18 protein-coding genes, 1 pseudogene and 1 riboswitch are annotated in these 25,004 nt (G+C 34.2%); of the genes and pseudogenes, 18 read left to right on the top strand and 1 reads right to left on the bottom strand.

The window, feature by feature from the left end; all coding sequences use genetic code 11:
* Positions 1-237: 237 nt before the first annotated feature.
* The 16 genes and pseudogenes from H8707_RS06115 to hcp all read left to right on the top strand — a co-directional run.
* On the top strand, positions 238-990 hold the full coding sequence (locus tag H8707_RS06115) for an IclR family transcriptional regulator (protein WP_262429244.1): 753 nt from the start codon (positions 238-240) through the stop codon (positions 988-990).
* Between the two features lie 18 nt (positions 991-1,008).
* The gene (locus H8707_RS06120) at positions 1,009-2,574 is read left to right on the top strand and encodes an acyl CoA:acetate/3-ketoacid CoA transferase (protein WP_262429245.1); all 1,566 of its coding nucleotides are present in this window, start codon (positions 1,009-1,011) and stop codon (positions 2,572-2,574) included.
* 5 nt (positions 2,575-2,579) lie between these two features.
* Entirely contained in the window at positions 2,580-3,365 is a 786-nt protein-coding gene (locus H8707_RS06125; RefSeq protein WP_262429246.1) for an enoyl-CoA hydratase-related protein, read from the top strand.
* Positions 3,366-3,384: 19 nt separating this feature from the next.
* On the top strand, positions 3,385-4,884 hold the full coding sequence (locus H8707_RS06130) for a sugar ABC transporter ATP-binding protein (RefSeq protein ID WP_262429247.1): 1,500 nt from the start codon (positions 3,385-3,387) through the stop codon (positions 4,882-4,884).
* A gap of 1 nt (position 4,885) precedes the next feature.
* Positions 4,886-5,836 carry an ABC transporter permease gene (locus H8707_RS06135; RefSeq protein WP_262429248.1) on the top strand — a complete coding sequence of 317 codons (951 nt, stop codon included), beginning with the start codon at positions 4,886-4,888 and terminating at the stop codon, positions 5,834-5,836.
* 74 nt (positions 5,837-5,910) lie between these two features.
* On the top strand, positions 5,911-6,900 hold the full coding sequence (locus tag H8707_RS06140; RefSeq protein WP_262429249.1) for a substrate-binding domain-containing protein: 990 nt from the start codon (positions 5,911-5,913) through the stop codon (positions 6,898-6,900).
* Between the two features lie 95 nt (positions 6,901-6,995).
* Entirely contained in the window at positions 6,996-8,681 is a 1,686-nt protein-coding gene (locus tag H8707_RS06145; protein ID WP_262429250.1) for an FAD-binding protein, read from the top strand.
* Between the two features lie 244 nt (positions 8,682-8,925).
* Positions 8,926-9,618 (top strand): response regulator transcription factor, encoded by a 693-nt coding sequence (locus tag H8707_RS06150; protein WP_262429251.1) that lies wholly within the window; start codon positions 8,926-8,928, stop codon positions 9,616-9,618.
* Positions 9,611-10,909: a sensor histidine kinase gene (locus H8707_RS06155; RefSeq protein ID WP_262429252.1), complete on the top strand. Its 1,299-nt coding sequence runs from the start codon at positions 9,611-9,613 to the stop codon at positions 10,907-10,909. Before H8707_RS06150 ends, H8707_RS06155 begins: the two co-directional genes overlap by 8 nt.
* Before the next feature lie 46 nt (positions 10,910-10,955).
* Positions 10,956-11,528: a hypothetical protein gene (locus H8707_RS06160; protein ID WP_262429253.1), complete on the top strand. Its 573-nt coding sequence runs from the start codon at positions 10,956-10,958 to the stop codon at positions 11,526-11,528.
* Between the two features lie 114 nt (positions 11,529-11,642).
* Positions 11,643-13,226, top strand: a complete 1,584-nt coding sequence (locus H8707_RS06165; protein WP_262429254.1) for an S-layer homology domain-containing protein — start codon at positions 11,643-11,645, stop codon at positions 13,224-13,226.
* Positions 13,227-13,438: 212 nt separating this feature from the next.
* Positions 13,439-13,593: riboswitch (M-box (ykoK) riboswitch) on the top strand.
* 458 nt (positions 13,594-14,051) lie between these two features.
* Positions 14,052-16,763 (top strand): magnesium-translocating P-type ATPase, encoded by a 2,712-nt coding sequence (gene mgtA, locus H8707_RS06170; RefSeq protein WP_262429255.1) that lies wholly within the window; start codon positions 14,052-14,054, stop codon positions 16,761-16,763.
* 287 nt (positions 16,764-17,050) lie between these two features.
* Entirely contained in the window at positions 17,051-18,145 is a 1,095-nt protein-coding gene (locus H8707_RS06175) for an ABC transporter ATP-binding protein (RefSeq protein ID WP_262429256.1), read from the top strand.
* Positions 18,146-18,216: 71 nt separating this feature from the next.
* Complete coding sequence (locus H8707_RS06180; protein ID WP_262429257.1) at positions 18,217-18,654, top strand: GtrA family protein; 438 nt, start codon at positions 18,217-18,219, stop codon at positions 18,652-18,654.
* Positions 18,655-18,811: 157 nt separating this feature from the next.
* The gene (locus tag H8707_RS06185; protein WP_262429258.1) at positions 18,812-20,536 is read left to right on the top strand and encodes a transporter substrate-binding domain-containing diguanylate cyclase; all 1,725 of its coding nucleotides are present in this window, start codon (positions 18,812-18,814) and stop codon (positions 20,534-20,536) included.
* A 149-nt stretch (positions 20,537-20,685) separates the two neighbouring features.
* Positions 20,686-21,501: pseudogene (gene hcp, locus H8707_RS06190) on the top strand (hydroxylamine reductase); the annotation flags it as partial.
* Positions 21,502-21,548: 47 nt separating this feature from the next.
* Here the strand turns inward: hcp and H8707_RS06195 are convergent.
* Complete coding sequence (locus H8707_RS06195; RefSeq protein ID WP_262429259.1) at positions 21,549-22,952, bottom strand: uracil-xanthine permease family protein; 1,404 nt, start codon at positions 22,950-22,952, stop codon at positions 21,549-21,551.
* A gap of 335 nt (positions 22,953-23,287) precedes the next feature.
* On the opposite strand from H8707_RS06195, the gene H8707_RS06200 reads away from it, so the two are divergent.
* Both H8707_RS06200 and H8707_RS06205 read left to right on the top strand, forming a co-directional pair.
* Entirely contained in the window at positions 23,288-24,211 is a 924-nt protein-coding gene (locus H8707_RS06200; RefSeq protein ID WP_262429260.1) for an ABC transporter ATP-binding protein, read from the top strand.
* Positions 24,212-25,003, top strand: coding sequence for a hypothetical protein (locus tag H8707_RS06205; protein WP_262429261.1), 792 nt, complete (start codon positions 24,212-24,214; stop codon positions 25,001-25,003). It abuts the gene before it with no gap.
* The last annotated feature ends 1 nt before the right edge of the window (position 25,004 follow it).

The following is a 25,004-nucleotide window of genomic DNA, read 5'->3' on the forward strand; positions in this document are numbered from 1 at the left end:
ATATTCAACTATTTTACCATAAATTAGCTAGATTTAAAAGATGAGTATTTCCATATGTTCGGCTACCTATTAAAAATAGTTTTTAAATTTATTATTGACAAAATATATTAGCAAGTGTTATCATGAATAAAGTTGTAAAAACGTTATACTATTGTGTTTTATATTTGTGTCCAAAACGTGAACGATGTACTATATTATCGAACGTAAATAGTAAATACATATTGAGAGGTGTAAAAAATGATTCAAAGTATTGAAAGAGCAATTAATATATTAGAGCTATATCATGACAAGGAATTGTTAGGTGTTAGTGAAATTGCAAGATCACTAGGCATAGCTAAGACTACTGCTCATGGCATCATTAAAACGCTGGAACATTATGGATATTTAGAAAAGGATGAAGAAACAAATAAGTATACTTTAGGAATTTCTTTACTCGAATTGGGAACGTTGTATATGGACAGGTTAGATATTAAAAACAAGTCAATAGATTACATGGTTAAATTGCAGGCTGATACAGGAGAAGCAGTACAATTAGCAACTTACAAGCAGGGGCATATAATTTATATAGCACGTTCACTAACCAACAACTTTATGCGTATATCAATGCGGGAAGGGCAGCTAACCCCCGCTTATTGTACAGCTACAGGCAAAGTTATATTAGCAAATCTACATAATGATGAATTAGATACCTATATTAAAAATATCAAATTTGAAAAGCGTACACCTAATACTATAAGCAATACGTTAGATTTAATAGAGGAGTTAAAATTGACTAGAGAGCGTGGATTTTCTATTGATAATGAGGAAAACGAAATTGGTATTAAAGGAATTGGAATGCCAATCTTTGATTTAAAAGGGAAGCCAATTGCTGCAATTAGCTTAGGATGTATGGCAGAAGAGTTTCATCCTCAATATATTAAAACTTTAGTTCCTAAATTGCAAAATACCGTTCAACTAATTTCAAAAAAACTAGGATATCAAGAAAAATAATAGAAAGGATGATGGATAATGTCAAAGATAATGGAGGCATCACAAGCCACTAAACTGATAAAAGATGGGGATTGTGTATGGGTGGTAAGCTGTGGAGGAGGCATCAATGAACCTTCTTTGATTTTAGAAAAATTAGAAGCATCATTTCTAGAGAGTGGACATCCTTCCAATCTTTTATTGTGTCATAGTTCTGGTATTGGTGATAAAAATGGTGGTGGTTCAGATAGGTTTTCACATCCGGGAATGGTACGCAAAGTTATCGGCAGCCATTGGTCATGGTCTCCTAGAATTCAACAAATGGCGCTAAATAATGAAATCGAGGCGTATGTATTGCCACAGGGGGTTATGGTACAACTGGCAAGGGAAATAGCCGGTGGAAAACCCGGATTAATAAGTCATGTCGGACTAGGTACATTTATTGATCCAAGGATTGAAGGCGGAGCAATAAACAAAATATCGAAAGACGAATTATCTAAAGTAATAGAAATAGATGGTAATGAGTACTTATTTTATAAATCATTCCCTATAGATGTAACAATTTTAAGAGGAACTACAGCAGATGAAGATGGGAATATTTCTTTTGAACATGAAGGACTTATTTTAGAAGGAATATCAGCAGCGCAAGCCGCTAAGAATTCCGGTGGTATTGTTATTGCTCAGGTAAAAAGAGTCGTTAAAAGAGGGATGCTGAAGGCGACAGAAATACGCGTTCCGGGAATTCTTGTTGATGCAGTTGTATTGGACCCGAACCAAAGGGTATCCTTTAAAACGGATTATAATCCCAGTCTTTCAGGGGAATATAAAATACCTTTAGAAGGTTCTATGGAGAGGATGCCATTGAATGAGAGAAAAGTCATCGCTAAAAGAGCTGCTATGGAATTGTATGAAAATGCTAAAGTGAACCTGGGATTTGGTATGCCTGACGGAGTAGCATCTGTAGTTGGTGAAGAGAATTTATCAGATTACATTACTTTAACTGTTGAGCAGGGAATAGTTGGTGGGGTGCCGGCTTCGGGTACGGATTTTGGAATTGCATATAATGCCAATGCAATTATTGAGGAACCATATCAATTTGATTGGTATGATGGTGGTGGCTTAGATTTGGCAGTTCTTTCATTTGCTGAGATAGACAAAGAAGGTAATGTGAATGTAAGCAAATTTGGAGATAGAGTAAGCGGCGTCGGTGGGTTTATAAATATTTCCCAAAATGCAAAGCAAGTAGTGTTTGTTGGTACCTTTACAACAGCAGGGTTGAAAGAGAAAGTTGATAATAACAAATTGGAAATCCTGTCAGAAGGTAAGGTCAATAAATTGGTTGATAAAGTTTCTCAGATTTCTTTTAGCGGGGAATACGCCAAGATGAAACAGCAAAAAGTTTTATACGTAACAGAAAGGGCAGTATTTGAGTTGACTAAAGATGGAATTATGCTCATAGAAGTAGCTCCGGGCATTGATATAGATAAAGATGTTTTAGCACAAATGGAATTTAAACCATTAATATCAAAACAAATAAAAATTATGGATCCGGATATTTTTTCGGATAGACCTTTAAACTTAAGGACAAAAATTGAAAAGAAGGGATAGAAACAATGAAATATAACATGTTATTGTTGGAGGAAAAAGATGATATTGCAATAGTATCTATCAATAGGCCTAAAGTTTATAATGCATTAAACAGAGAAGTGTTGGAAGAGTTGGACAAAGCTATAACATATATCGAAAATAATGCCGATATACACGCATTTATAATTACAGGAGTAGGGCCTAAAGCTTTTGTTTCAGGTGCAGATATAAATGAATTAAACGGAATAAATTCAAGCGATGGTACAAAATGGATGTTAGAAGGTCAACGCATATTTGCTAGAATAGAAAGAAGTGATAAGCCAAGTATAGCAGCTGTGAACGGATATTGTTTAGGCGGTGGAAATGAATTAGCAATGGCTTGCGACATTAGGTTTGCAAGTGAAAATGCAAAATTTGGACAACCAGAAATCAAATTAGGAAATATACCCGGTTGGGGAGGTACACAAAGGCTTCCAAGATTAATCGGACTATCTCGTGCAAAGCAAATGGTATTGTCCGGAGAATTTATATCAGCTAAAGAAGCTTACGATTATGGATTGGTTAACAAAGTTTTACCGGATCAGGAGAGTTTGCTGGAAGAATCTATAAGATTAGCACATGTTATAGCATCTCGAGGATCTATTTCAATAGCTTATGCAAAAAAGGCTATTAACTACAGTCAAGAAACATCATTAGATGCAGGACTTTCATTAGAAGCTTTTGGAGTAGGATTGTGCCTTAGTACAGATGATCAAACTGAAGGAGTTAATGCTTTTATTGAAAAGAGGGAACCGCATTTTAAGGGAAAGTAATGAGAGAGGAGGTATTAATTTGGAGCAGGAAGTAATACTGGAAATTAAGAATCTCAATAAGTCATTTGGACCTGTTAAGGTACTAAAAGACATAAATATAAAATTTAATAAAGGTGAGTGCCATGCATTAATTGGTGAAAACGGAGCAGGAAAATCGACTCTTATGAAGATTCTTGCCGGTGCTTATAGTAAAGACAGCGGTGATATTATACTTGATGGCGAAAAAATTGATGCGACCTCACCGTTAGCTGCCAGAGAGAAGGGAATTAGTATAATATATCAGGAATTATCTTTGATTTCGACTTTATCTGCAGCAGAGAATATATATTTAGGAAGGATACCAAAGAAAAAGAATGGGTTGGTTGATTGGAACAAAATCCAACAGAATGCTAAGGTGTTTTTCGAGGAGGTAGATCTTAATATTGATCCAAATGTTGAGACAAGAACTCTAAGTGTTGCTCAGCAACAGTTGATCGAAATATCCAGAGCACTATCTTTGAATCCCAAAGTAGTGATTATGGATGAGCCAACAAGTTCCTTGACAGACAATGAAATTGAGTGTTTATTTAAAATAATAAGAAAATTAAAAAGTCAGGGAATAACGGTTATTTATATATCCCATAAGTTGGAGGAAATCTTAGCTATATGTGATAGTGTTACGGTGTTAAAAGACGGTGCAATAACCGGACAAAAAGATATTAAGGATACTACAAAATCTGAATTAGTAAATATGATGGTAGGACGATCACTAGATCAATATTATCCTAATAGAACTAGTAAACCTGCAAATGAAGTTTTATTTGAAGTGAAAGATTTAAATGTCGGTGATTATATAAAAAATGTTAGTTTCCAAGTAAAAAGGGGAGAAATATTAGGTTTTTCGGGACTTGTTGGTGCAGGCAGGACTGAAACAATGAGGGGAATATTTGGAGCTGACAAGTTGGATTCAGGACACATGTACATGGAGGGAAAAGAAATTAAAAACAACACTCCATTAGATGCTATTAAAAATAAAATAGCTTTTGTTACAGAAGATCGAAGAAATGAAGGTCTTGTAATGAAAATGACAGTTAGAGAAAACACAACACTTGCAAGCTTTTGGACATTTGCCAATAAGTTTGGTCTGATCAAATCAAAGAAAGAACATGAGATTGCCAATAATTATATTGAAAAGTTAAAAACTAAAACATCCGGTTCGGAACAATGTGTTGTGGAACTTTCTGGTGGGAATCAACAAAAAATTGTTATAAGTAAGTGGTTAAATACCAGTGCAAAATTATATATATTTGATGAACCTACAAGAGGTATTGATGTCGGCGCCAAGGCAGAAATCTATCAATTAATAGTACAACTAGCTGAAGAAGGAAATGCCATAATAGTCGTATCGTCAGAGTTACCCGAAGTAATAGGAATAAGTGATCGAATAATTGTTATGCATGAGGGTCAAATCAAAGGATCGATAGATAAATCAAAAGCAACAGAAGAAAACATCATGACACTAGCTGTAGGAGGAGTTTAAAATGGAAAAGTTAGAAAATAAAAATAAATTATCAACATTTATGAATAAACATGGCATCATATTTATTCTTTTAGTAATGATAATTGTATCTACAATTATGGAGCCTTCATTCTTAAATTATAAAAATCTTATTAACGTTTTTAGACAGATTTCAGTTACAGGTCCCATTGCTATTGGTATGACGTTTGTAATCATAAATGGTGGAATTGATATCAGTGTTGGAGGAATTGTAGGGCTTGCAGGCATGGTAGCAATGATTTTAATGTCCAAGGGCTATGGGATTTTAATTGCATTACTGGCCGCATTAGCTATAGGAATTTTGGTGGGTTTTATAAATGGATATTATGTATCTAAGGGATTAGCGCCTTTTATAGTTACAATGTCTACAAATACAATTCTTAGAGGATTAGCCCAATTAACTACAAATGGACAACCGGTTTGGGGTATTGCAAATGGTTATGAAATATTCGGACAAGGCTATATTGGTTTTGTTCCTGTACCGGTGATTATCTTTTTATTGGTGTTTGCAGTTGCATATATTATTTTAAATCATACAACAATTGGTCGTTCGGTATATGCAGTGGGAGGCAATGCAGAATCATCAAGATTATCAGGAATAAGTATTTTAAAATCGAAGATATTTGTATATTGCATATCAGGGATATTGTCCGCTATAACAGCAATAGTTCTTACATCCCGCTTAGCTAGTAGCGATCCGACCATTGGATTGGATTATCAAGTCGATGCAATTGCTGCCACAGTAATTGGTGGAACTAGTATGAGCGGTGGGGAAGGCAGAGTAGAAAAAACTTTAGTTGGAATATTGATAATAGGTATTCTTTCAAATATTTTGAATCTTGCAGGAGTAAGTCCTTATATACAACAAGTAGTTAAAGGACTCATAATATTAGGAGCAGTAGTTTGGGATAATTCGAAAAGAAAAAATAAATAATTGAGTTTGGACCTATTGAATTATTCAATAGATTTAAATAATAAATAATGCATAAAAAAACAGGAGGCTTAAAAATGAAAAATATTAAAAGATTTTTATTAGCATCATTGGTAGTCGTCTTAGTTATAACAAGTTTGACTGCTTGTTCTTCAGATGGCAATAAGCCATCAAGTGAGCCTGAAAATACAGGCAATGACACAAATGGTGAAAAGATTACTATTGGAGTCGCACAATGCCATATGAACACACCATATCGTGTTGCGTTAAAATCCGAAATGGAGCAAACAATTGCTGAAAAAGGACTTAATTGGGAGATAATACTTACAGATGGTCAAAACAACTCAGCAAAACAAACAAGCGATGTTGAGGACCTAATACAAAAAGGAGTAGATTTAATTATTATGGCTCCTGTTCAATCAGAGCCATTAGCTCCGGTTGCAAAAAGGGTAATGGATGCTGGTATTCCTCTAATTTTAATAGACCGTACAATTAGTACAGAGGACTATACAGCGTTTGTTGGAGGCGACAATGTCATGATAGGTGAACTTGCTGCTGATTTTATTGGTGAAAAACTTTCAGGAAAAGGGAATGTGGCTATGATCCAAGGAACTCTTGGGGCTTCTGCTACAAATGATAGATACAAAGGATTCGTAGATACTATAAAAGAGAAATATCCTGACATAAAATTAATCTCGGATTTAACAGGGGATTATAAAAGGGATATGGGAATGAAAGTTATGGAAGATTTATTGCAGGCAAATGAACAGATTGATGCAGTATATAGTCATAGTGACAATATGATATTGGGAGCTTTACAAGCGTCAGATGCGGCAGGTCGTACTGAAGGGATGATAACAGTAAGTGCGGATGGGCAAAAGGAAGCATTTGATAAAATAAAAGAAGGAAAATTAAGTGCATCAATTATTTATCCAACAGGAGCTAAAGAAGCTGTAGAGATAGCTAACAAGGTCTTAAATGGAGAAAAAGTTGACAAAATAAATTTAATACCAGTTACTTTAGTTGACTCCGAAAATGTTGATGAAATGTATGATTCTGGTTTCTAATTCAATGCTTTAAATCAAAAATAGACTTGCGTAAAAAATAATAAAATATTTTCTTCGCAAGTCATTTTTTTAAGATAGAAGAAAGGATGTGTCATATGAGAACAATTAATACAGATGTTCTAATTATTGGCGGTGGTGGAGCAGCATTAAGAGCTGCAATTGAAGCATCAAGGTCGGGAGTACAGGTAACATTAGTACTTAAGGATAAATTAGGTAAAAGTGGGGCTACTGCATTTCAAGTTTCTGAAATGGCGGGCTATAATTCACCTGATGGTGTGGAAGATAAATTGGATAATCCTGAGAGTTACTTTGAAGATATGGTAAGTGCGGGAAAAGGAATGGCTGATCCCAAATTGGCTCAGATAGTTGCAGAAAATGCTGAAAGTTCAGTTCAGGAGTTAGATGATTGGGGTGTAGAATTTAAAAAGAATCCGAATGGAGATTATTATGCCTTCTTAAGTTGCTTTTCAACTAAGGCACGAACTCATGTTATAAAAGGTCATGGAGAACCAATTATAAAGGCAATGATAAACAATCTCTCAGATGATATAAATATTTTAGATCAAACTACTGCTCTCAGGCTATTAGTTAATGAAGGAGAATGTCTGGGAGTATATGCTCTAGAAGAAAAAGGTGAAGAATTGCTTATATTATCTAAAGCAACAATTTTGGCAACCGGCGGAGCAGGACAATTATTTGAGAAAAATATGAACCCTTATGATATTACCGGAGATGGATATGCTCTAGGATATCTGGCGGGAGCTGATATTGTTAATATGGAATTTATGCAAGTCGGAATTGGAATCAGCTATCCCTTAACAAGTTTGATAAATGCCTATATTTGGGGCGGACATCCGGATTTGACAGATATCAATGGGAAGAGTATCTTTGATGGAAGAATCCCAAATATATTGAAGAAAAATGATATCTTAGATGCACACCAACATCATTTTCCATTTAGTACAAGCGATGATTCAAAATATCTTGAGATATGCATTCAGAAAACAATTTTAGATAAAGTAGCAACAACAAATGGCGGTGTTTTATGCGACTTCACAAATATGACACATGAATATGTACAGTCTTGTACAAACAAATTTGGATTACATGAGATGTGGCCTATTGCATATAAGTTTTTATTATCCAGAGGAGTAGATTTATTGAAAAACCCGGTAGAGCTTTCATGTTTTGCACATGCAGTCAATGGAGGACTAAAGATTAACGAACAAGCCAAAACAACGGTAAATAGACTTTTTGCAATAGGAGAGACTGCCGGTGGACCTCATGGTGCAGATAGGCTTGGTGGAAATATGATGCTTACTTGTCAAGTATTCGGTAAGATTGCAGGTAGGGAAGCTGGAAAACTTGCAAAAGATGATAAATTTAATAAATATGATAACAATATGTTCAACGCTGATATAGATGAAGTAAAACAGATTTTATATAAAGATATAGACGTTAAATCATTCAAAGATAAAATCAAAAAATTAAATCAAAGATATTTACTGATTTTAAGAAGTGGAGAAGGGTTATTATTATTAAAAGAAAATTTGAAAGGACTTATGAAAGACTTGATATCAAGTCCTGCAGGGGATAAGCCTGAAATACAAAATGTAGAAATATATCATATGATTATAACATCATTATTAATGACAAGAGCAGCTGAAATGCGAAAAGAAAGTCGAGGAAGCCATTATAGAGAAGATATTCCTACGCTAAAAGATGAATATTCTAAGCCTAATATATTAAATAATGAATTATTTAACTTATTTGAATTATAAAAACGTGAAAATTTCAAGAATATAGTTAAAATCCTAAAAGTTCATGTAATCTTCAGATAGAATACACTTCTTACGGATGCAGTTTAGTGTTATGCTGCATCTGTATTTTTATAAACCGGTGCTGTGAAAGTGTGAATTGCTTCGCCCTACTTGATTTTTAAATTCGTTAACTTGTATTTAAAAAATCTTGTGATACAATTTTAAATATAAATTATATGAAATATAAGTAGGGAATGATTTTAAAATGGCTAAAATCTTGATATGTGATGATGAAAAAGGGCTGCGGACTGTAATAAAAAGATATGCTACATTTGAGGGTTATGATGTCATGGAAGCAGGAGACGGAATGGAGGCAGTTGAACTTTGCAGAAATAATGTTTTTGATATTATAATTATGGATGTTATGATGCCGGAATTAGATGGTTTTTCTGCTGTAAAAGAAATACGTAAATTTTCCAATACACCTGTAATCATGTTATCTGCCAGAGGTGAAGAATACGATAAGGTTTTGGGATTTGAAGTTGGAGTGGATGATTATGTGGTTAAACCCTTCTCCTCAAAAGAGATTATGCTTAGAGTAGCTGCTATTTTACGCAGAACCGGTGATAATCACTTAACAAGGCCGGAAGGCAATGAAAAAGAACACATTATATTTGAAAAAGATGGGCTTAAAGCGGATATGACATCATATAAGGTGTTTATTGATGGTGCAGAGGTTGATATGGCACCTAAAGAATATGATTTATTATTTTTCTTAATACGGAATAGAAATATTGCTGTGCCTCGGGAGAAAATAATGACTGAAGTTTGGGGATTTGATTATTACGGTGATGATAGAACATTAGATACACATGTGAAAATCCTCAGGAAGTCATTAGGGCCCTATGCACATTTTATAAAAACTTTACGTGGACTGGGGTATAGATTCGATGGATAAATTAAAATTACAGTGGAAAATATTTGCATTTCTCTTGGGATTTTGTGTTTTATTGATTTCAATATTATGGATATTTCAAACAACTTTTTTAAGTGATATGTATAAATTCACTCGAAAGATTGAAATTAATAAAGCAATAAATTTGGTAGAAAAGGAAATTAACAGTCCCAATCTTAAAGATATTTTGTATGAACTTGAATTCACAAAAGAAATAATTGTACAACCCACACAGGACTTTAATCCGCCTGCTCGTCCCGCACATCCTGATAAAAATAATCATAGACAACCGGAAACAATCACTAGAACTCAAGAATATACTTTAGAGGATGGAAGAAATATTTCACTTACTTTCTATGCTATGGTGACTCCCGTTGATGCGACAGTATCGACTTTGCGAATGCAGCTTGTTATTATAACAGTAATCATGGTTCTGCTTGCAATAATGCTTGCAGTCATTATATCCAAGCATATTTCAAAACCCATTGAAAAAATTAATCAGAGTGCTAAATTAATGGCAGAGGGAAATTATGAAATAGAATTTCATGGGAAAGGATTTTTGGAAATTGAGGAGTTATCTGATACTTTAAACACAGCGGCAGTGGGGCTTTCTAAAGTAGAAAGATTGCGACGTGAGCTTATGGCAAATGTATCACATGATTTACGAACCCCCCTTGCCTTGATCTATAGTTATGCAGAGATGATGCATGATTTTCCGCAAGAAGCAACACTTGAACATAGTCAAATTATCATGGATGAAACAAAGCGTTTGACATGCCTTGTAAATGATATGTTGGATATTTCTAATATTGAGAAAGGTATGGAAGGTTTAAATAGAATAAATTATAATCTTACGGAAAGCCTTGAAAAGACTATTAAAAGAATTAGTGAATTTATTAAAAAGGATGGATATCGGTTTGATTTTATATATGACAAATATGTTTATATAATTGCAGATGAAGTTAAGATTACTCAAGTATTCTATAACCTTTTGATCAATGCTGTTACACACTGTGGGAATGATAAGATAATTATTATTAAACAAATTATTAAGGACAACAAGGTTAGGATTGAAATAATTGATCATGGAGAAGGTATCTCGGAGGATAATTTGCCATATATATGGGATAGATATTATAAAGTGGATAAAAATCATAAACGTCCGGTAATGGGTACAGGTCTTGGACTTTCAATTGTAAAGAAGATTATTGCGATGCATAATGGAGAATATGGAGTCAAGTCAGTAGTTGGCAAAGGAAGTACATTTTGGTTTGAATTAGATATAATAGAATGAAAATACAAACGTAAGTTTCTTGAAAGAGAAGGGGTTTCGATAATAGATGAAAATGTTAAAACAATTTCCCAAAAACATACAACAATTTTTATTAGAATCATACGGGAAACCTCTTCTTAAAAATAAGTTAAATGGCATCAAAGCTGAAGGAGGATGTTATAGAGTTGATTTTTCTGACTATTCTGTAATAGTTAAGCAGATGACAAGACCACAGGAATATTTATTCTATAATGAATGTTCTCACTATTTAAAGGAATTTAGTAAAAATATTCCCGACTTATACTGGTCATATAGAGATGAAAATGAATATTGGATTGTGATAGAAAATATTACCTATGCTCTTCCAAAAGACAGATGGCAAGCTGATGAACAAGTATTGAGAGCATTATTTCTTTTTCATAAGGAAACGTGGGGGAAAGGAGTTCCTATTGAAGACTTCTATATATTAAAATGGGATAATCAGATGACAAACAGAGTGTTGGAATTATATTCCGATAAAGCAAGCAATAAATTACAGCCTATGTTGATTAAAGTACAGGAAGAATCCCAGCAATTATTCAAATCTCATTGTTGGATAAACGCTGACACCAACCCAACCAATTGGGGCATTAGAAAATGATGGTTCAGTAGTCCTTTTTGATTGGGAAAGAATTAATTATGGAAGATTTAACAAAGTATGCCTAGAGCTAGACAATTGTAAGCTATGGGGCAAATGAATTAGGAGGAGAAGAGTATGAAGAAATTTTTAGTTTTGTTTTTATCTTTGTTACTTATAATTGCACCTGTATCCACAGTACAAGCTGTTGACAACAATATTTCCAGAAGTGATTTTATAAAAATTGTAAATGATACCTTCCATGTTTATACGGTATTGGGTACAGAAGAAATGTTTTCGGATATTGACTTGAAAACCGAAGATTATTTTGAGTTAATGGCAGCAAAGGAGAATGGATATATAAAAGGTTATACAGATGGTTCGGTACATCCTGGAGATATTATTACCCGTGCAGAGGCAGCGCTGGCATTGGATAATTTAATCAAATTGCCTCAGCCTGTAGATGGGCCGGTATTTGAAGATGAACAGAATTTGCCTGCATGGGCTTTGGGGAGTATTCAAAGAGTTGTAGCTCGTGGAATATTATCGGCTGATGAAAATGGGGCTTTTAACGGCAATAAACCACTGTCAATGGTAGAAATGGACAATGCAGTTGCCTCAATCAAGAGTCTTGGACTTGAAGGACGTGAAGATGAAATTAAAATTATTAAATCCTTTGATGGGTTTGAAGTAACCGGTAGACTTTCCGTACCTGCCGAAAAAGAAAAAATTGATAAGCTTGTAATATTTGTTCATGGAACCGGACCTAATACTTATGAAATGCGCCGTCAAAACAGCCCTTCCGGAATTAGATTTAAATATCTGGATGTATATGCAGATAATTTCACCAACAACGGAACTGCCTTTTTTACTTATAATACAAGAGGCATAAGCTTGGGAGCTGAAGAACCATATTATGCTAATATCGATGAAAATGGCTACAGACAGTATACACCTCGAAATATAGCCCAAGATATCAAATGTATAATTGATGAATTAAAACAAGACCAACGGCTATCAAATGCAGAAGTTATATTACTGGGAGCAAGTGAGGGCACAGTTATAGCGCCATTAGCGGTATCGAAATATGGGGCAGAAGCTGATGGGCTACTGCTTATGGGATACTGTAATGACAATATGCGAGATGTATTAGAGTATCAATTAGGTGGTGAAATGTCATTTTTCAATTATACGCTTTTGTTTGACGTTGTTGGATCTAAAGAGATTACAAAAGAGCAATATGAAGCGGATCCGAAGAAAATTATAGATAGTGTATTGGGAGGAGCTTCATTTGAGGACATTGATATGGACGGTAATGGAGTGTTAACTGTAGATGATTTTGCCATTATGATGACTCAAATTAAAGATGGGCTTTTTGAGGCGGTTGAAGATGGGGATGATAAATGGATTAAAGAAAATATGACGGAAATTATGCCACCCCTCATGACAGATTGGTTTCAAGCACACTTTGAATTAGCAAAAACTGAGGATATAATGACTAAGGTTGATATTCCTATATATATCTTTCAAGGCACATATGATTCAAATTGTCCTGTTCAAGGGACATATGATGTTCAAAATAGGTTTGAGAAATTGGGAAAAGACAATTTAACGGTTAATATTTATGATGGATATGATCATGACTTGAATTTCTCACAATTGCTTTACGGTTCCGGCTCACAGGCTTTTGAAGATATATTTTCAACTGTAAAAGACTTCTAAATAGGTAATCACTGCTTACGTCATCCTTGGGTGAAACGAAGGATCTCTACTGTTTTTAATAAATATAACATGGGATTCTAGTGGCGATAGGGTCATCCGCCCCTACGTATGACACCTTTAATGTCAGTTTGCAATTCATAAAATGATTTATAAAAGAAATTGGAAAATTTGACATAAGCATTATAATATGATATTCTTTATAAGAATATGAAAATAATACTCGGTAGGTAAGGCTACTATGAGGATATGGATTACTGCCGCGAAATGGTGGAGACACTATTAGCTGGTATAAACAGTTGTTGTCGTGAAGGCTTCAACCAATGTAATTTCACCGCCTCGTAGAGTTAAAGCTCAAACGGGATTGCTTGTGATAATATGCTCCATGCATCGGTTTGAGATGTATGGAGTTTTTATTTAGAGATAATGGAGGTAATAAACATGGATTATCCTTATCCGTCGTGCATGTTTTTAATTGGATATTTAATTGAAATAACAGAGATATATGAAGGGTTGATCTAAATTTTTAAGCATGTAAAATTTAGCTTATTTGCTATGCCACTTATAACTTCTGTTAATGGTGGTTTTTTTATGCTCAAAATTAGTTATAGCTTAAAATTATAACAAACCTAATTTAGCAGGGTTAATATAGGTACTTCTATTTAAAAGGGGGTGCATTGAATGGAAAACGATCCGCTGGGAGGTAATAGTTTGTTATTGGAATGGATATGCGTTTTATTCAATGCATTCTGTTCATTATTTGTATTAGTTTTGGGAAGAATTTAAGTAGACTGTGAAATGATGACTTTTAAATAGGAGGTGTTTAAAATGAACAACAGAATCAATCAAAAAAAATTGATGGAAAACAAAGCAAGGCATGATGAAGTTAATAAAAGATTGTTAGATGTTTCAAAAAGCAATCCGGATAAAATTTATGATATATTGAATAGTTCAAAAAAAGGCAAGACGAAAACACAAATAAAGGAAGCCAGAGATCTATATGGTGACAATGTAGTAACTTACAATAAAGATAATTCTTTATTCAAAAGGTTCGTTCAAGCATTTATAAACCCATTTACAGTTATTTTGATAGCCCTTGCCATAGTATCCGCATTTACAGATATTATATTGGTTGAACCCGGAGAGAAGGATTTTACTACAGTAGTGATAATTGTGACAATGGTGTTGATATCGGGGATATTGCGTTTTGTTCAAGAATTCAGAAGTGGAAATGCGGCAGAAAAGCTGTTAGAAATGATTGAGACTACTGCAAGTGTTGAAAGGATTGAAGAGGGGATTAAGGAGATTCCCCTAGATGAAATAGTTGTCGGAGATATTGTCTATCTGTCCGCCGGAGACATGGTTCCTGCTGATATGAGAATTATTCAAGCAAAGGATTTGTTCATAAGTCAATCAGCACTGACAGGGGAAAGTGAGACAGTAGAAAAGACTTCAAGAGTTTTAAATGGTGACGGAGCAGTTCTAGATAGGAATAATCTTGCTTTTATGGGAACCAATGCTGTCAGTGGTTCTGCAAAAGGAATAGTTGTGTCGACTGGAAATGATACGATCTTTGGAGAGATTGCACAAACATTGAATCAAAAACCGACGGTAACAAGTTTTGAAAAAGGCGTTAATGCAGTATCTTGGGTTTTGATCAAGTTCATGCTGGTTATGGTCCCTATTGTATTTTTTGTTAATGGGTTTACAAAAGGGGATTGGTTACACGCTTTATTATTTGCTATATCCATAGCTGTAGGTCTAACGCCGGAAATGCTGCCGATGATTGTTACCACTAGTCTGGCAAAAGGCGCTGTGGCTATGTCAAAGAAAAAGGTAATTATAAAAAATCTAAATTCCATACAGAATTTAGGCGCAATAGATATATTATGTACCGATAAAACAGGGACACTTACAGAGGATAAGGTTAAATTACAATATCATTTAGATATTAATGGCAACAGCGATACAAGAGTGCTTCGACATGGGTTTTTAAACAGTTATTATCAAACCGGATTAAAAAATTTAATAGATATTGCAATAATAGATAAGACTATGGAGTTAATGGACAGCGATAAAAATATGGAACATAGCATCACAAGATATAAAAAAGTGGATGAAGTTCCATTTGATTTTAGCAGAAGAAGAATGAGCGTCGTAGTAGAAGACGAAACAGGTAAAACACAAATGATAACAAAAGGCGCAGTTGAAGAGATGCTCACCATATCAAATTATGTAGAATATGAAGGAGTTGTTGTTGAACTAACCGAAGAAAAGAAGGAATTTGTACTGGATAAAGTAAACGAATTAAACAATAATGGAATGAGGGTAATAGCTGTCTCACAAAAGACCAATCCTTCACCTGTAGGAGAATTTTCTATAGCTGATGAAAATGATATGGTATTGATTGGGTATTTGGCATTTTTAGATCCGCCGAAGAAAAGTGCAATAACGGCCATAGAAGCTTTAAAGGCAAGCGGAGTAGATGTAAAAATATTGACAGGAGACAATGAAGAGGTAACTAAAAGTGTTTGTAGACAAGTTGGAATCAAATTTGATAAAGCTTATTTAGGTTCAGATGTTGAAAAACTTTCGGACGAAGAATTAGGAGATCTGGCAGAGGAAGCAACTGTTTTTGCTAAGATGTCGCCTTCACAAAAAACCAGAGTTATAAATATTTTAAGAGAAAAAGGACATTCCGTAGGATATATGGGAGACGGTATCAATGATGCAGGAGCATTGGAGGCTTCGGATGTAGGAATTTCAGTTGATAATGCGGTAGATATTGCAAAAGAATCAGCAGATGTAATCCTTTTGGAAAAGGACTTAATGGTACTTGAAAATGGAATTCTTGAAGGAAGAAAGACTTATGCAAACATGATTAAATATATTAAAATGACAGCTTCATCTAACTTTGGGAATGTACTTTCCGTATTGGTAGCAAGCGCCTTTTTACCTTTCTTGCCCATGGAGCCTTTACATCTTATTTTGCTCAATTTAATATATGATATCTCATGTACTGCAATACCATGGGATAATGTAGATAAAGAGTTCTTAGAGGAGCCAAAGGAATGGGATGCAAGTTTGGTTTCTAAGTTTATGTTGTGGATAGGACCGACTAGCTCTGTATTTGATATTACCACGTATTTGTTGATGTATTATATCATAGCTCCAATGTTTACGGGGGGGTTGTTATTTCATCAACTAACCGATCCTAAAATGATGACGTTGTATATTGCTGTTTTTCAAGCAGGCTGGTTTGTGGAATCAATGTGGAGTCAAACCTTAGTGATTCATATGATAAGAACGCCTAAGATTCCTTTTATTCAAAGCAGAGCCTCAAACCAATTGACTTTACTCACATTTGCAGGAATAGCTATATTGACTGTAATACCATTTACCGGTTTTGGGGCGTCCATCGGACTTGCTCCATTACCAAAGATTTATTTCCTATATTTAGCTATTATTATAATTCTTTATATGGTATTAGCTACAATTGTGAAAAAATTATATGTGAGAAGATACAAAGAATTACTCTAAAATAGTTTGTAATTACTTTTTAAAGGCACTGCAATTCATGTTTATACCTATAGTATGGGCACGAATTGTGGTGTTTTACTTTCTTATATATGTGTGATAAAATGTAGTCAAATATTAAGCAGAAAGTTCCAATAATGGAAGATGCGATATGAAAAAGTAGCATCTATATTACTAATGCTTTCCCTTATATTTGTATTCGGCTGCAGTAAAGAAAACATACTAAATGACGCATTGTAGCTGAGCATACAACAAGAATAGGCTTGAATATAGACAAAGGGGGCAATCACTTGGCATCTATTACATTTAAAGAAATATGCAAAGTATATGATAAAGATGTTGTTGCGGTTAAGGATTTTAATTTGGAAATACAAGATAAAGAATTTATGGTTTTGGTTGGACCGTCTGGGTGTGGCAAAACTACTACTTTGAGGATGGTAGCAGGCTTAGAGGAAATAACCTCGGGAGAACTGTATATTGATGATATTCTGGTCAATGATTTGTTGCCGAAGGAAAGAGATATTGCTATGGTATTTCAAAATTATGCACTATATCCACATATGACGGTTTATGACAATATGGCGTTTGGATTAAAGATCAGAAAGATGGAAAAAAGTGAAATCAATGAGAAAGTGCTCAACGCAGCTAAGATTTTGGATATAGAAGAGCTTTTGCAAAGAAAACCTCGGGCATTGTCAGGAGGACAGCGACAAAGAGTTGCTATAGGGCGAGCAATAGTGAGAAGTCCAAAGGTATTCCTAATGGATGAACCCCTTTCAAATCTGGATGCCAAACTTCGTAATGAAATGAGAACCGAAATAATCAAGCTGCATAAGAGATTACAAACTACATTTATATATGTTACTCATGATCAGACTGAAGCCATGACATTAGGGGACAGAGTAGTAATTATGAAGGATGGATTGGTTCAGCAAATAGCTTCTCCTCAGGAAATATATGATAAGCCGGCGAATGAATTTGTTGCAACATTCATAGGCACACCCCAGATGAATTTATTTGATGCGGAATTGATTATGGAAGATGATGAATATAAGATTTCCTTAAACGGAAAGAGAATGGATATGCCAAATAAGTATAAGGAAACTCTAAGATATAAATCTATAAAACCTCAAAATATAAGGCTGGGAATCAGACCTGAAAATATCATAATAACGGAAAAAACACCTGAAAGCTTCGAGATAAATATAGATGTGTCTGAACTCATGGGACATGAAATGCTAATTCATAGCAAATTATACAATAATCCCATTATCATAAAGGCATCATCTCGTTTAAATATTGAAGTTGATGATAAGATAAACATATCCTTTGTGACAGATGAGCTGCATTTATTTGAAAAGGAAACAGGTAAAAATTTATTGTAATAGATATGCAAACTTTAAATTGAACTTATTATGAGGGGCAAAATAAAATAAATTTATTTGGAGGCGTTGAAATGCAAAATGAGAAGCAGGACTTAAAAAATGAAATGATGCGAGGCCTTAAATTTACATTGTTTTCTATTTCTGCTGGAGCAATAGAGTTAGTGGTTTTTTCTCTATTAAATGAGTTCACAAATTGGCGGTACTGGTCATGTTATTTATTGGCATTGATTTTGTCTGTAGTATGGAATTTTACCTTGAACCGCAAGTATACCTTTCATTCAGCAAATAATGTGCCTATTGCCATGTTGAAGGTACTTGGATTCTATTGCGTATTTACTCCGGTCTCAACTGTTCTGGGAGCTTATCTTGCTGATACTTTATTTTGGAATGAGTATTTGGTTACAATACTTAATATGCTTGCAAATTTTGTTTTGGAATTTTTATATGACAGGTTTTTCGTGTTTGGTAAATCTATCGACACAAATGACCTTGTAAAAAAGAAAGGTTAAAAAATCTTAGAGCAGAATGAATGCATAGCGCAAAAATAAAAACATAAAAAGATTTAAAAAATAAGTTAGAATTTAGGACATGAGGGTAAAACTATCATGTCCTTTTCATCTATTTAATACAAAAAATGCTTTAGAAAATAATTTAGTGGAGAATATTATGAAATACAGTCTCAGGAAAAATAAAAGTATTATATTTATAATAAGCTTTCTGTTCATTTTGGGAACCGCCTTTCCCACAGAAGCTATGGAATTTTTAACAGAAGAGGAAAAAGCATATATAGCTGATAGAACTGTAATAAAGGCAGCATTCATGCAAGGAGCAGCACCTATATCCTTTGTCAATTCCAACAATGAAGTAAGTGGTATTTCAAAGCGTGTACTCGACGAAGTCTCATCTATGACGGGATTGGTCTTTAAGTATACGCTTTGCGGATCGGCTGAAGAAATTACGAGTGATACTGATATTGTATGTGCTATTCCAAAAAACTACGCGCCAAAAAACATGAAATTGTCCAAGCCCTTTTTAAAATCCGAAACAATATTATACATTAATTCATCGGTGGACCCAGATTCCCTCGATGATAAAATATATGCAGCTATAGGAGGTAGTGATCTCCCCAATAGAATTAAAGAAGAAAACACAATTTACTTTAATACAAGAGAAGATTGCTTGGATGCAGTAGAAAAGGGAAAAGCCGATTATGGTTACGGAAATGCTTATTCTGTCGCATATTACTCAATACAGAATAATTATAAAAATATTGTTACAATTCCTATGGAAATGGAACCGAGGGAATATTGTGTAGGATTTTTAAATGATGATGAGATGCTCTTTTCAATCATAAATAAGGCGATGAGTTTAATTGATGAGGCACGATTGCAGACTTTGATTTTAGATGTAGCATCAAATATTGAACGGAAGATTACCTTAAATATGGTAATGGATGCCTATGGAAAGGAGATTATAGCTATCATTGGAGTAACTATAATAATTTTATTATATAGCGTTATCTCCAATATTCGGGCAAATAAAAGGTTGAGCATAGAAAACAAAAGATATGAAGTTTTGTCAATTATTTCTAATGAGTTTCTCTATGAATATAATATGAAAAGCAAACGACTTATATTATCGGAAAATTGCACTCAGTTATTTGGGAAAGGCGAAGTATTTTACGAAGCGGACGCAATACTTAAAAACTTTTTGTCAAACAATGAAATATTGGATATTAGCGATATAATAAGACTTCCATTAATAAATGGTGAAATGGGAGTGTTTAAATTAATAAGCTTAAGCATATACAATAGCTTTGGAAAAACCGATACTATCATAGGCAAATTAATTGATATCAGCACTGAAGTTGCGGAGAAAGAGAAACTTTTGACTAGGTCGCAGATTGATGGATTGTCAGGTCTATACAATTCCAGTACAACGAAGGAATATATTATTGAAAGGATAAATAGTAGGGAAAGCAATGTTATAGATGCATTTATACTTATGGATTGTGATGACTTCAAGGAGATAAACGACACACATGGCCATTTAGCAGGTGATAAGTTTTTAGAGTATTTGGGGAGGACTTTGGAACAAACTTTTAGGAAAACGGATATAATCGGACGTATCGGTGGGGATGAGTTTTGTGTATATCTAAAAAACGTGTCATCCATTGAAGTAGTTAAAGAAAAATGCAACGAAGTAAATCTTCAGCTTAAAGAATTCTCGGAAGAAGAGAATGTATCGGTTAGCATTGGAGTAGTACTGGTTAATGACAATGTTTCATATGAAACTATGTTTAAACAGGCGGATGATGCCTTATATCAAGCAAAACGAAATGGCAAAGGGCAATTTTCTTATAACTGTTTATATAGAAGTGACAAGGGGTAAAGATTTCATATGTCCGGAGTTTATTGCCAATTAAAATTAAAGATAAATAAGGAGGACACTATGAGTATGTTTTGTTATCAATGTCAGGAGACCGCAAAAAATACCGGCTGTACAGTCAAAGGGGTTTGCGGTAAGAATGAAGAAGTTGAAAGAAATATGATAACTTCGTCGGAAATTACGGTGGATCATGGTGGCGTCAAGTCGATGAATTTGGACCGTTTAATGGGCCTATACTTTTCACAACAAATTGTATTGTGCCTCCAAGAAAGGACGAAATCAGGAATCGTATCTTTACTACAGGAGCTGCAGGATTTCCGGGATGTGTGCATATTGAATCGGATAGTGATGGCAAAAAAGACTTTTCTCCAATTATTGAAATGGCTAAAAGACTTCCTGCGCCAACAGAAATTGAGTCCGGCACCATTGTAGGAGGATTTGCTCATGATCAGGTATTTGCTCTTTCGGATAAAATTGTGGACGCTGTAAAATCCGGGGCAATTAAAAAATTTGTTGTAATGGCAGGTTGTGATGGCAGAATGAAGTCCAGAGAGTATTACACGGAATTTGCAGAGAAGCTTCCTAAGGATACAGTCATTCTTACGGCAGGATGTGCAAAATATAGATATAACAAGCTGCCCCTTGGCGATATCGGAGGTATTCCTCGAGTATTGGATGCAGGGCAGTGCAATGACTCGTATTCATTGGCAGTGATTGCTTTGAAGCTTAAAGAAATTTTTGGACTACAAGATTTGAACGAGCTGCCAATTGCGTATAATATCGCTTGGTATGAGCAGAAAGCTGTTATTGTACTTCTATCACTTTTGTATCTTGGAGTTAAGAATATTCATCTTGGACCAACTCTTCCTGGATTCTTATCGCCAAATGTAGCAAAAGTATTGGTTGAAAATTTTGGAATTTCGGGTATTGGCACAGTAGAAGACGATATCAAATTATTTACAGCTTAATTATTGAAGCAGCCTCAGTGTGATGAGGCTGCTTCAATAATTACTATTTAAATATTACTTAAATTTTCTTCCTTTACGGGCGCTGAAACTATTTCTACTTCTTCATTTCCGAAGGATAGGATTAAGTTGAGGAGTATTCCTACTATTGCGGCAGTTGCCAATGCAGGCAGTTCTGTTCCAAACATGGGAATCATTCCGCCTTCAAAATTGTATGTTCCTCCTAAACCTACTATCAGTATAACGGCGATTACTGCAAGGTTTTTTGAACTGAACATGTCCACACCTTTGTCCATCATGATTGTGATGCCTTGTGCGGCGATTACTCCGTATAGATATATGGACAATCCGCCGATTACCGCATTTGGTATGGAATAGATTAGATTAATAAGCGGTGTAAAGCATGATATAATCATGGTTATAATTGATGCCGCTATCAATACAGGCACTGAGAAGTTCTTTGAAATTGCCATTGTACTCAAATTTTCACCATAATTTGTACCGGCAGGTCCGCCTATAAATCCGGAGATTATATCCGCTATACCATCTCCAATTAGGTTTAATCCCAATTTATTTTCTATATCGTATCTTTTAGTAGAACCTTTTTTCTTGGCCAAGTCATTTACATAAGTATCCAACTGATATACATGAGCGGTTGATTCCGGGATTGTAGCTATTGCTATTGGCATTATTGCAACGACTGCTGCCCAAGTTGGTTTTGGGAATGTGAAAATCGGTAGGTTTAAGATGCTACTAGATTCTATTGTGCTGAAATTTACAAAATTAATTCCGGTAATTGTTCCTATGATCAATGCTGTGAAATATCCGGTAAACAGTCCAAATAATATTGGTAATTGACTGAGCTTACCTTTTAAATATACCGAATAAATAATCGTTGATATTAGAGTTACTATGGCGATTATCCAAGCATAGCTTGTTGCAATACTTTGACTTGCTTCAGCAACATTTTCAGGAATTGATGCTGCATTTCCCATTGCGTTTGCTGCTAAAGATAATCCTATGATTATTGCAATACTGCCAGTTACCGTTGGTGGAAGGACTTTGTCTATGAATTTTTTACCTGTTTTTTGTATGATAATTCCGGCAATTATTGAGACAAAACCTGACATCACAATACCAAATTGCGCAACTGAAATTCTTTCATTCAGAGAGTAGCCTGCAAAAGCTTCTGCACTCATTATGGATGCTATTGCAGCTATATATGAAAAACTAGATCCGTAATACAATGGAAGTTTCTTACCTGTTATCAGGATAAAACCCAATGTTGCCAATCCACTTGCAAATATTGTTGTAGATACGTGAAATCCTGTTATTAATGCTACTAGAACGGTTGCGGGAAACATTACTACGATTTGTTGAAGAGCGAATAAGATAAGTTCTATAAATGGGGGTCTTTCATCCGGCAAATAGCCTACTACTTTGTTAGTCTTCATATTAAATTCCTCCTATTTTATGATTTAGGATAAAAAAATCATAAAAAAAATCCTGCTTATAGCAAGATTGCAAAATTAAAGCTTTAGTAAAAATTACATTATTACATAAATAATTACTATAGCTATTATTACAAATCTTACCGGTGTCTCTGCACCTGTTTAAAGATTTTTTATCCTTAAGATAGTATTACATATTTTTTCTGATATGTAAAGAGAAATTTTTCATTTTAATAAATGGTTTCAAAATAAAAGAAGGACTTTAAGTATTTATGTAGAATAAACAATTATAATAGTTGCAGTCAAGAAGTATAAAAGTTGGCTCAAGGGAGGAAATAATGGAAGCTTTACAGGTGATTAACTTAACAAAGCATTATGAAAATGTCAGGGCTGTTGATGGGATATCTTTTAATGTTAAAAAAGGTAAAATATGTGGAATACTTGGGCCCAATGGGTCGGGAAAGACCACTACAATAAAATGCATCAGCAATTTGATAATTCCAGATTCCGGAAAAATAAGGGTTTTAGGGGAGGATAATAAAAAATCTCTTAATAATATTGCAGCAGTATTTGAAGGAACGCGTAATCTATATTGGAGGTTGACGCCAAGGGAAAATTTAAGATATTTTGCTGGGATAAGAGGGTTAGGAGGCAGGGAATTAGAAAAGGAAATCAATATATTATTGGATAGATTTAATCTTACTGACAAAAAGGATGTTGTGGTTAATAATCTATCAAGGGGTATGCAGCAAAAGGTCGCAATTGCCATGACCTTAATATGTGATACGGAGATTATTTTGTTGGATGAACCTACCCTTGGTTTAGATGTCCAAAGCCATCTGGATATCAAAAATATTTTAATCGATGTATCCTATGAATTGGATAAAACTATATTGATAAGTACTCATGATATGAAATTGGTTCAAGATATATGTGAGGATGTAGTTATTTTAAGCAATGGGAAAATAGTTGCGAAGGATAGCATTGAGAAATTGTTTGATATGTTTAAGACTATGACATATGAGATTGTCCTTACTGAATGCCTATCGGAAGAAAAGAAAAGTTCTTTGATGAAATTAAATCGTGCATTTTATATTATTAACAATGGATCCAAATTAGAGACAGATATATTGAATGAAAAAGATATTTATAGGATCGTAGATGATTTAAAGAATTTAGATATATTCATAAAAGAGATAAAGCAGAAGGAACAAAATTTTGAAAGAGTATTTTTGAGTCTTACAGCCGGAGAGGTGGATTAAATGAAAAAGTATTATTATTTAATTAAAGTATCTTTCGAAAGAACGTTTAAGGAATTGATAAGATATAAATTCAATACAATTTCAAATATTATATTTCTCTATGCATTATTTATGGCAATGTTCTTAGGGCTTAAAAGTTTTGGAATAGATTTTGGCGTTTCTCCGCTGGATATGGGAAGCACTTTGGAAGGCTTTATAATAGGATATTTTTTATGGGCGATAATGATGATGACTTATTCTGGTATTGCTTATGGCATAACAAATGATGCCGGTAGGGGAACATTGGAGCAATTGAATATGTCAGGCATCAGTCTTTATATAATAGTAACTATAAGAGGTCTTAGCGATTTAGTTGTTGATATAATGGTTTCTATCGTATTGTTATTTATTATCATGTTTACTACAGGGCATTACCTTGAAATAAGAATATTATCCATATTACCTCCTATTTTGATTGGCATAGTGAGCATATTGGGTATAGGACTTATCTGTGGCGGTCTGGCTATTATTTTTAAAAAAGTAAATTCACTTCTGGATATTATCCAATATTTTTTAATAGCTTTTATAATGGTAAGCCCTAAAAACAAATTTGTATACAATCTATTGCCCTTTAGACCTTCATCAGATAAAGTTATGCAAATAATCTTGGGAGGTCAAACTCTTAAGGATTTTACCATAAATGAATATGCAATTATGATAGGAAATTCACTATTATATTTTATTTTAGGAATTATAGTATTCAATAAATCCGTTACCTATGCTAAGAGGAAAGGGCTTTTAGGAGGGTATTAAA

It is taken from the genome of Paratissierella segnis, assembly GCF_014385195.1.
Taxonomy (GTDB): domain Bacteria; phylum Bacillota; class Clostridia; order Tissierellales; family Tissierellaceae; genus Paratissierella; species Paratissierella segnis.

Bases quoted from the DNA above. Each gene is read 5' to 3' on its own strand.
- H8707_RS06115 (WP_262429244.1), top strand. From the start codon at position 238: ATGATTCAAAGTATTGAAAGAGCAATTAATATATTAGAGCTATATCAT.
- H8707_RS06120 (WP_262429245.1), top strand. From the start codon at position 1,009: ATGTCAAAGATAATGGAGGCATCACAAGCCACTAAACTGATAAAAGAT.
- H8707_RS06125 (WP_262429246.1), top strand. From the start codon at position 2,580: ATGAAATATAACATGTTATTGTTGGAGGAAAAAGATGATATTGCAATA.
- H8707_RS06135 (WP_262429248.1), top strand. From the start codon at position 4,886: ATGGAAAAGTTAGAAAATAAAAATAAATTATCAACATTTATGAATAAA.
- H8707_RS06140 (WP_262429249.1), top strand. From the start codon at position 5,911: ATGAAAAATATTAAAAGATTTTTATTAGCATCATTGGTAGTCGTCTTA.
- H8707_RS06145 (WP_262429250.1), top strand. From the start codon at position 6,996: ATGAGAACAATTAATACAGATGTTCTAATTATTGGCGGTGGTGGAGCA.
- H8707_RS06150 (WP_262429251.1), top strand. From the start codon at position 8,926: ATGGCTAAAATCTTGATATGTGATGATGAAAAAGGGCTGCGGACTGTA.
- H8707_RS06155 (WP_262429252.1), top strand. From the start codon at position 9,611: ATGGATAAATTAAAATTACAGTGGAAAATATTTGCATTTCTCTTGGGA.
- H8707_RS06160 (WP_262429253.1), top strand. From the start codon at position 10,956: ATGAAAATGTTAAAACAATTTCCCAAAAACATACAACAATTTTTATTA.
- H8707_RS06165 (WP_262429254.1), top strand. From the start codon at position 11,643: ATGAAGAAATTTTTAGTTTTGTTTTTATCTTTGTTACTTATAATTGCA.
- mgtA (WP_262429255.1), top strand. From the start codon at position 14,052: ATGAACAACAGAATCAATCAAAAAAAATTGATGGAAAACAAAGCAAGG.
- H8707_RS06180 (WP_262429257.1), top strand. From the start codon at position 18,217: ATGCAAAATGAGAAGCAGGACTTAAAAAATGAAATGATGCGAGGCCTT.
- H8707_RS06185 (WP_262429258.1), top strand. From the start codon at position 18,812: ATGAAATACAGTCTCAGGAAAAATAAAAGTATTATATTTATAATAAGC.
- H8707_RS06195 (WP_262429259.1), bottom strand. From the start codon at position 22,952: ATGAAGACTAACAAAGTAGTAGGCTATTTGCCGGATGAAAGACCCCCA.
- H8707_RS06200 (WP_262429260.1), top strand. From the start codon at position 23,288: ATGGAAGCTTTACAGGTGATTAACTTAACAAAGCATTATGAAAATGTC.
- H8707_RS06205 (WP_262429261.1), top strand. From the start codon at position 24,212: ATGAAAAAGTATTATTATTTAATTAAAGTATCTTTCGAAAGAACGTTT.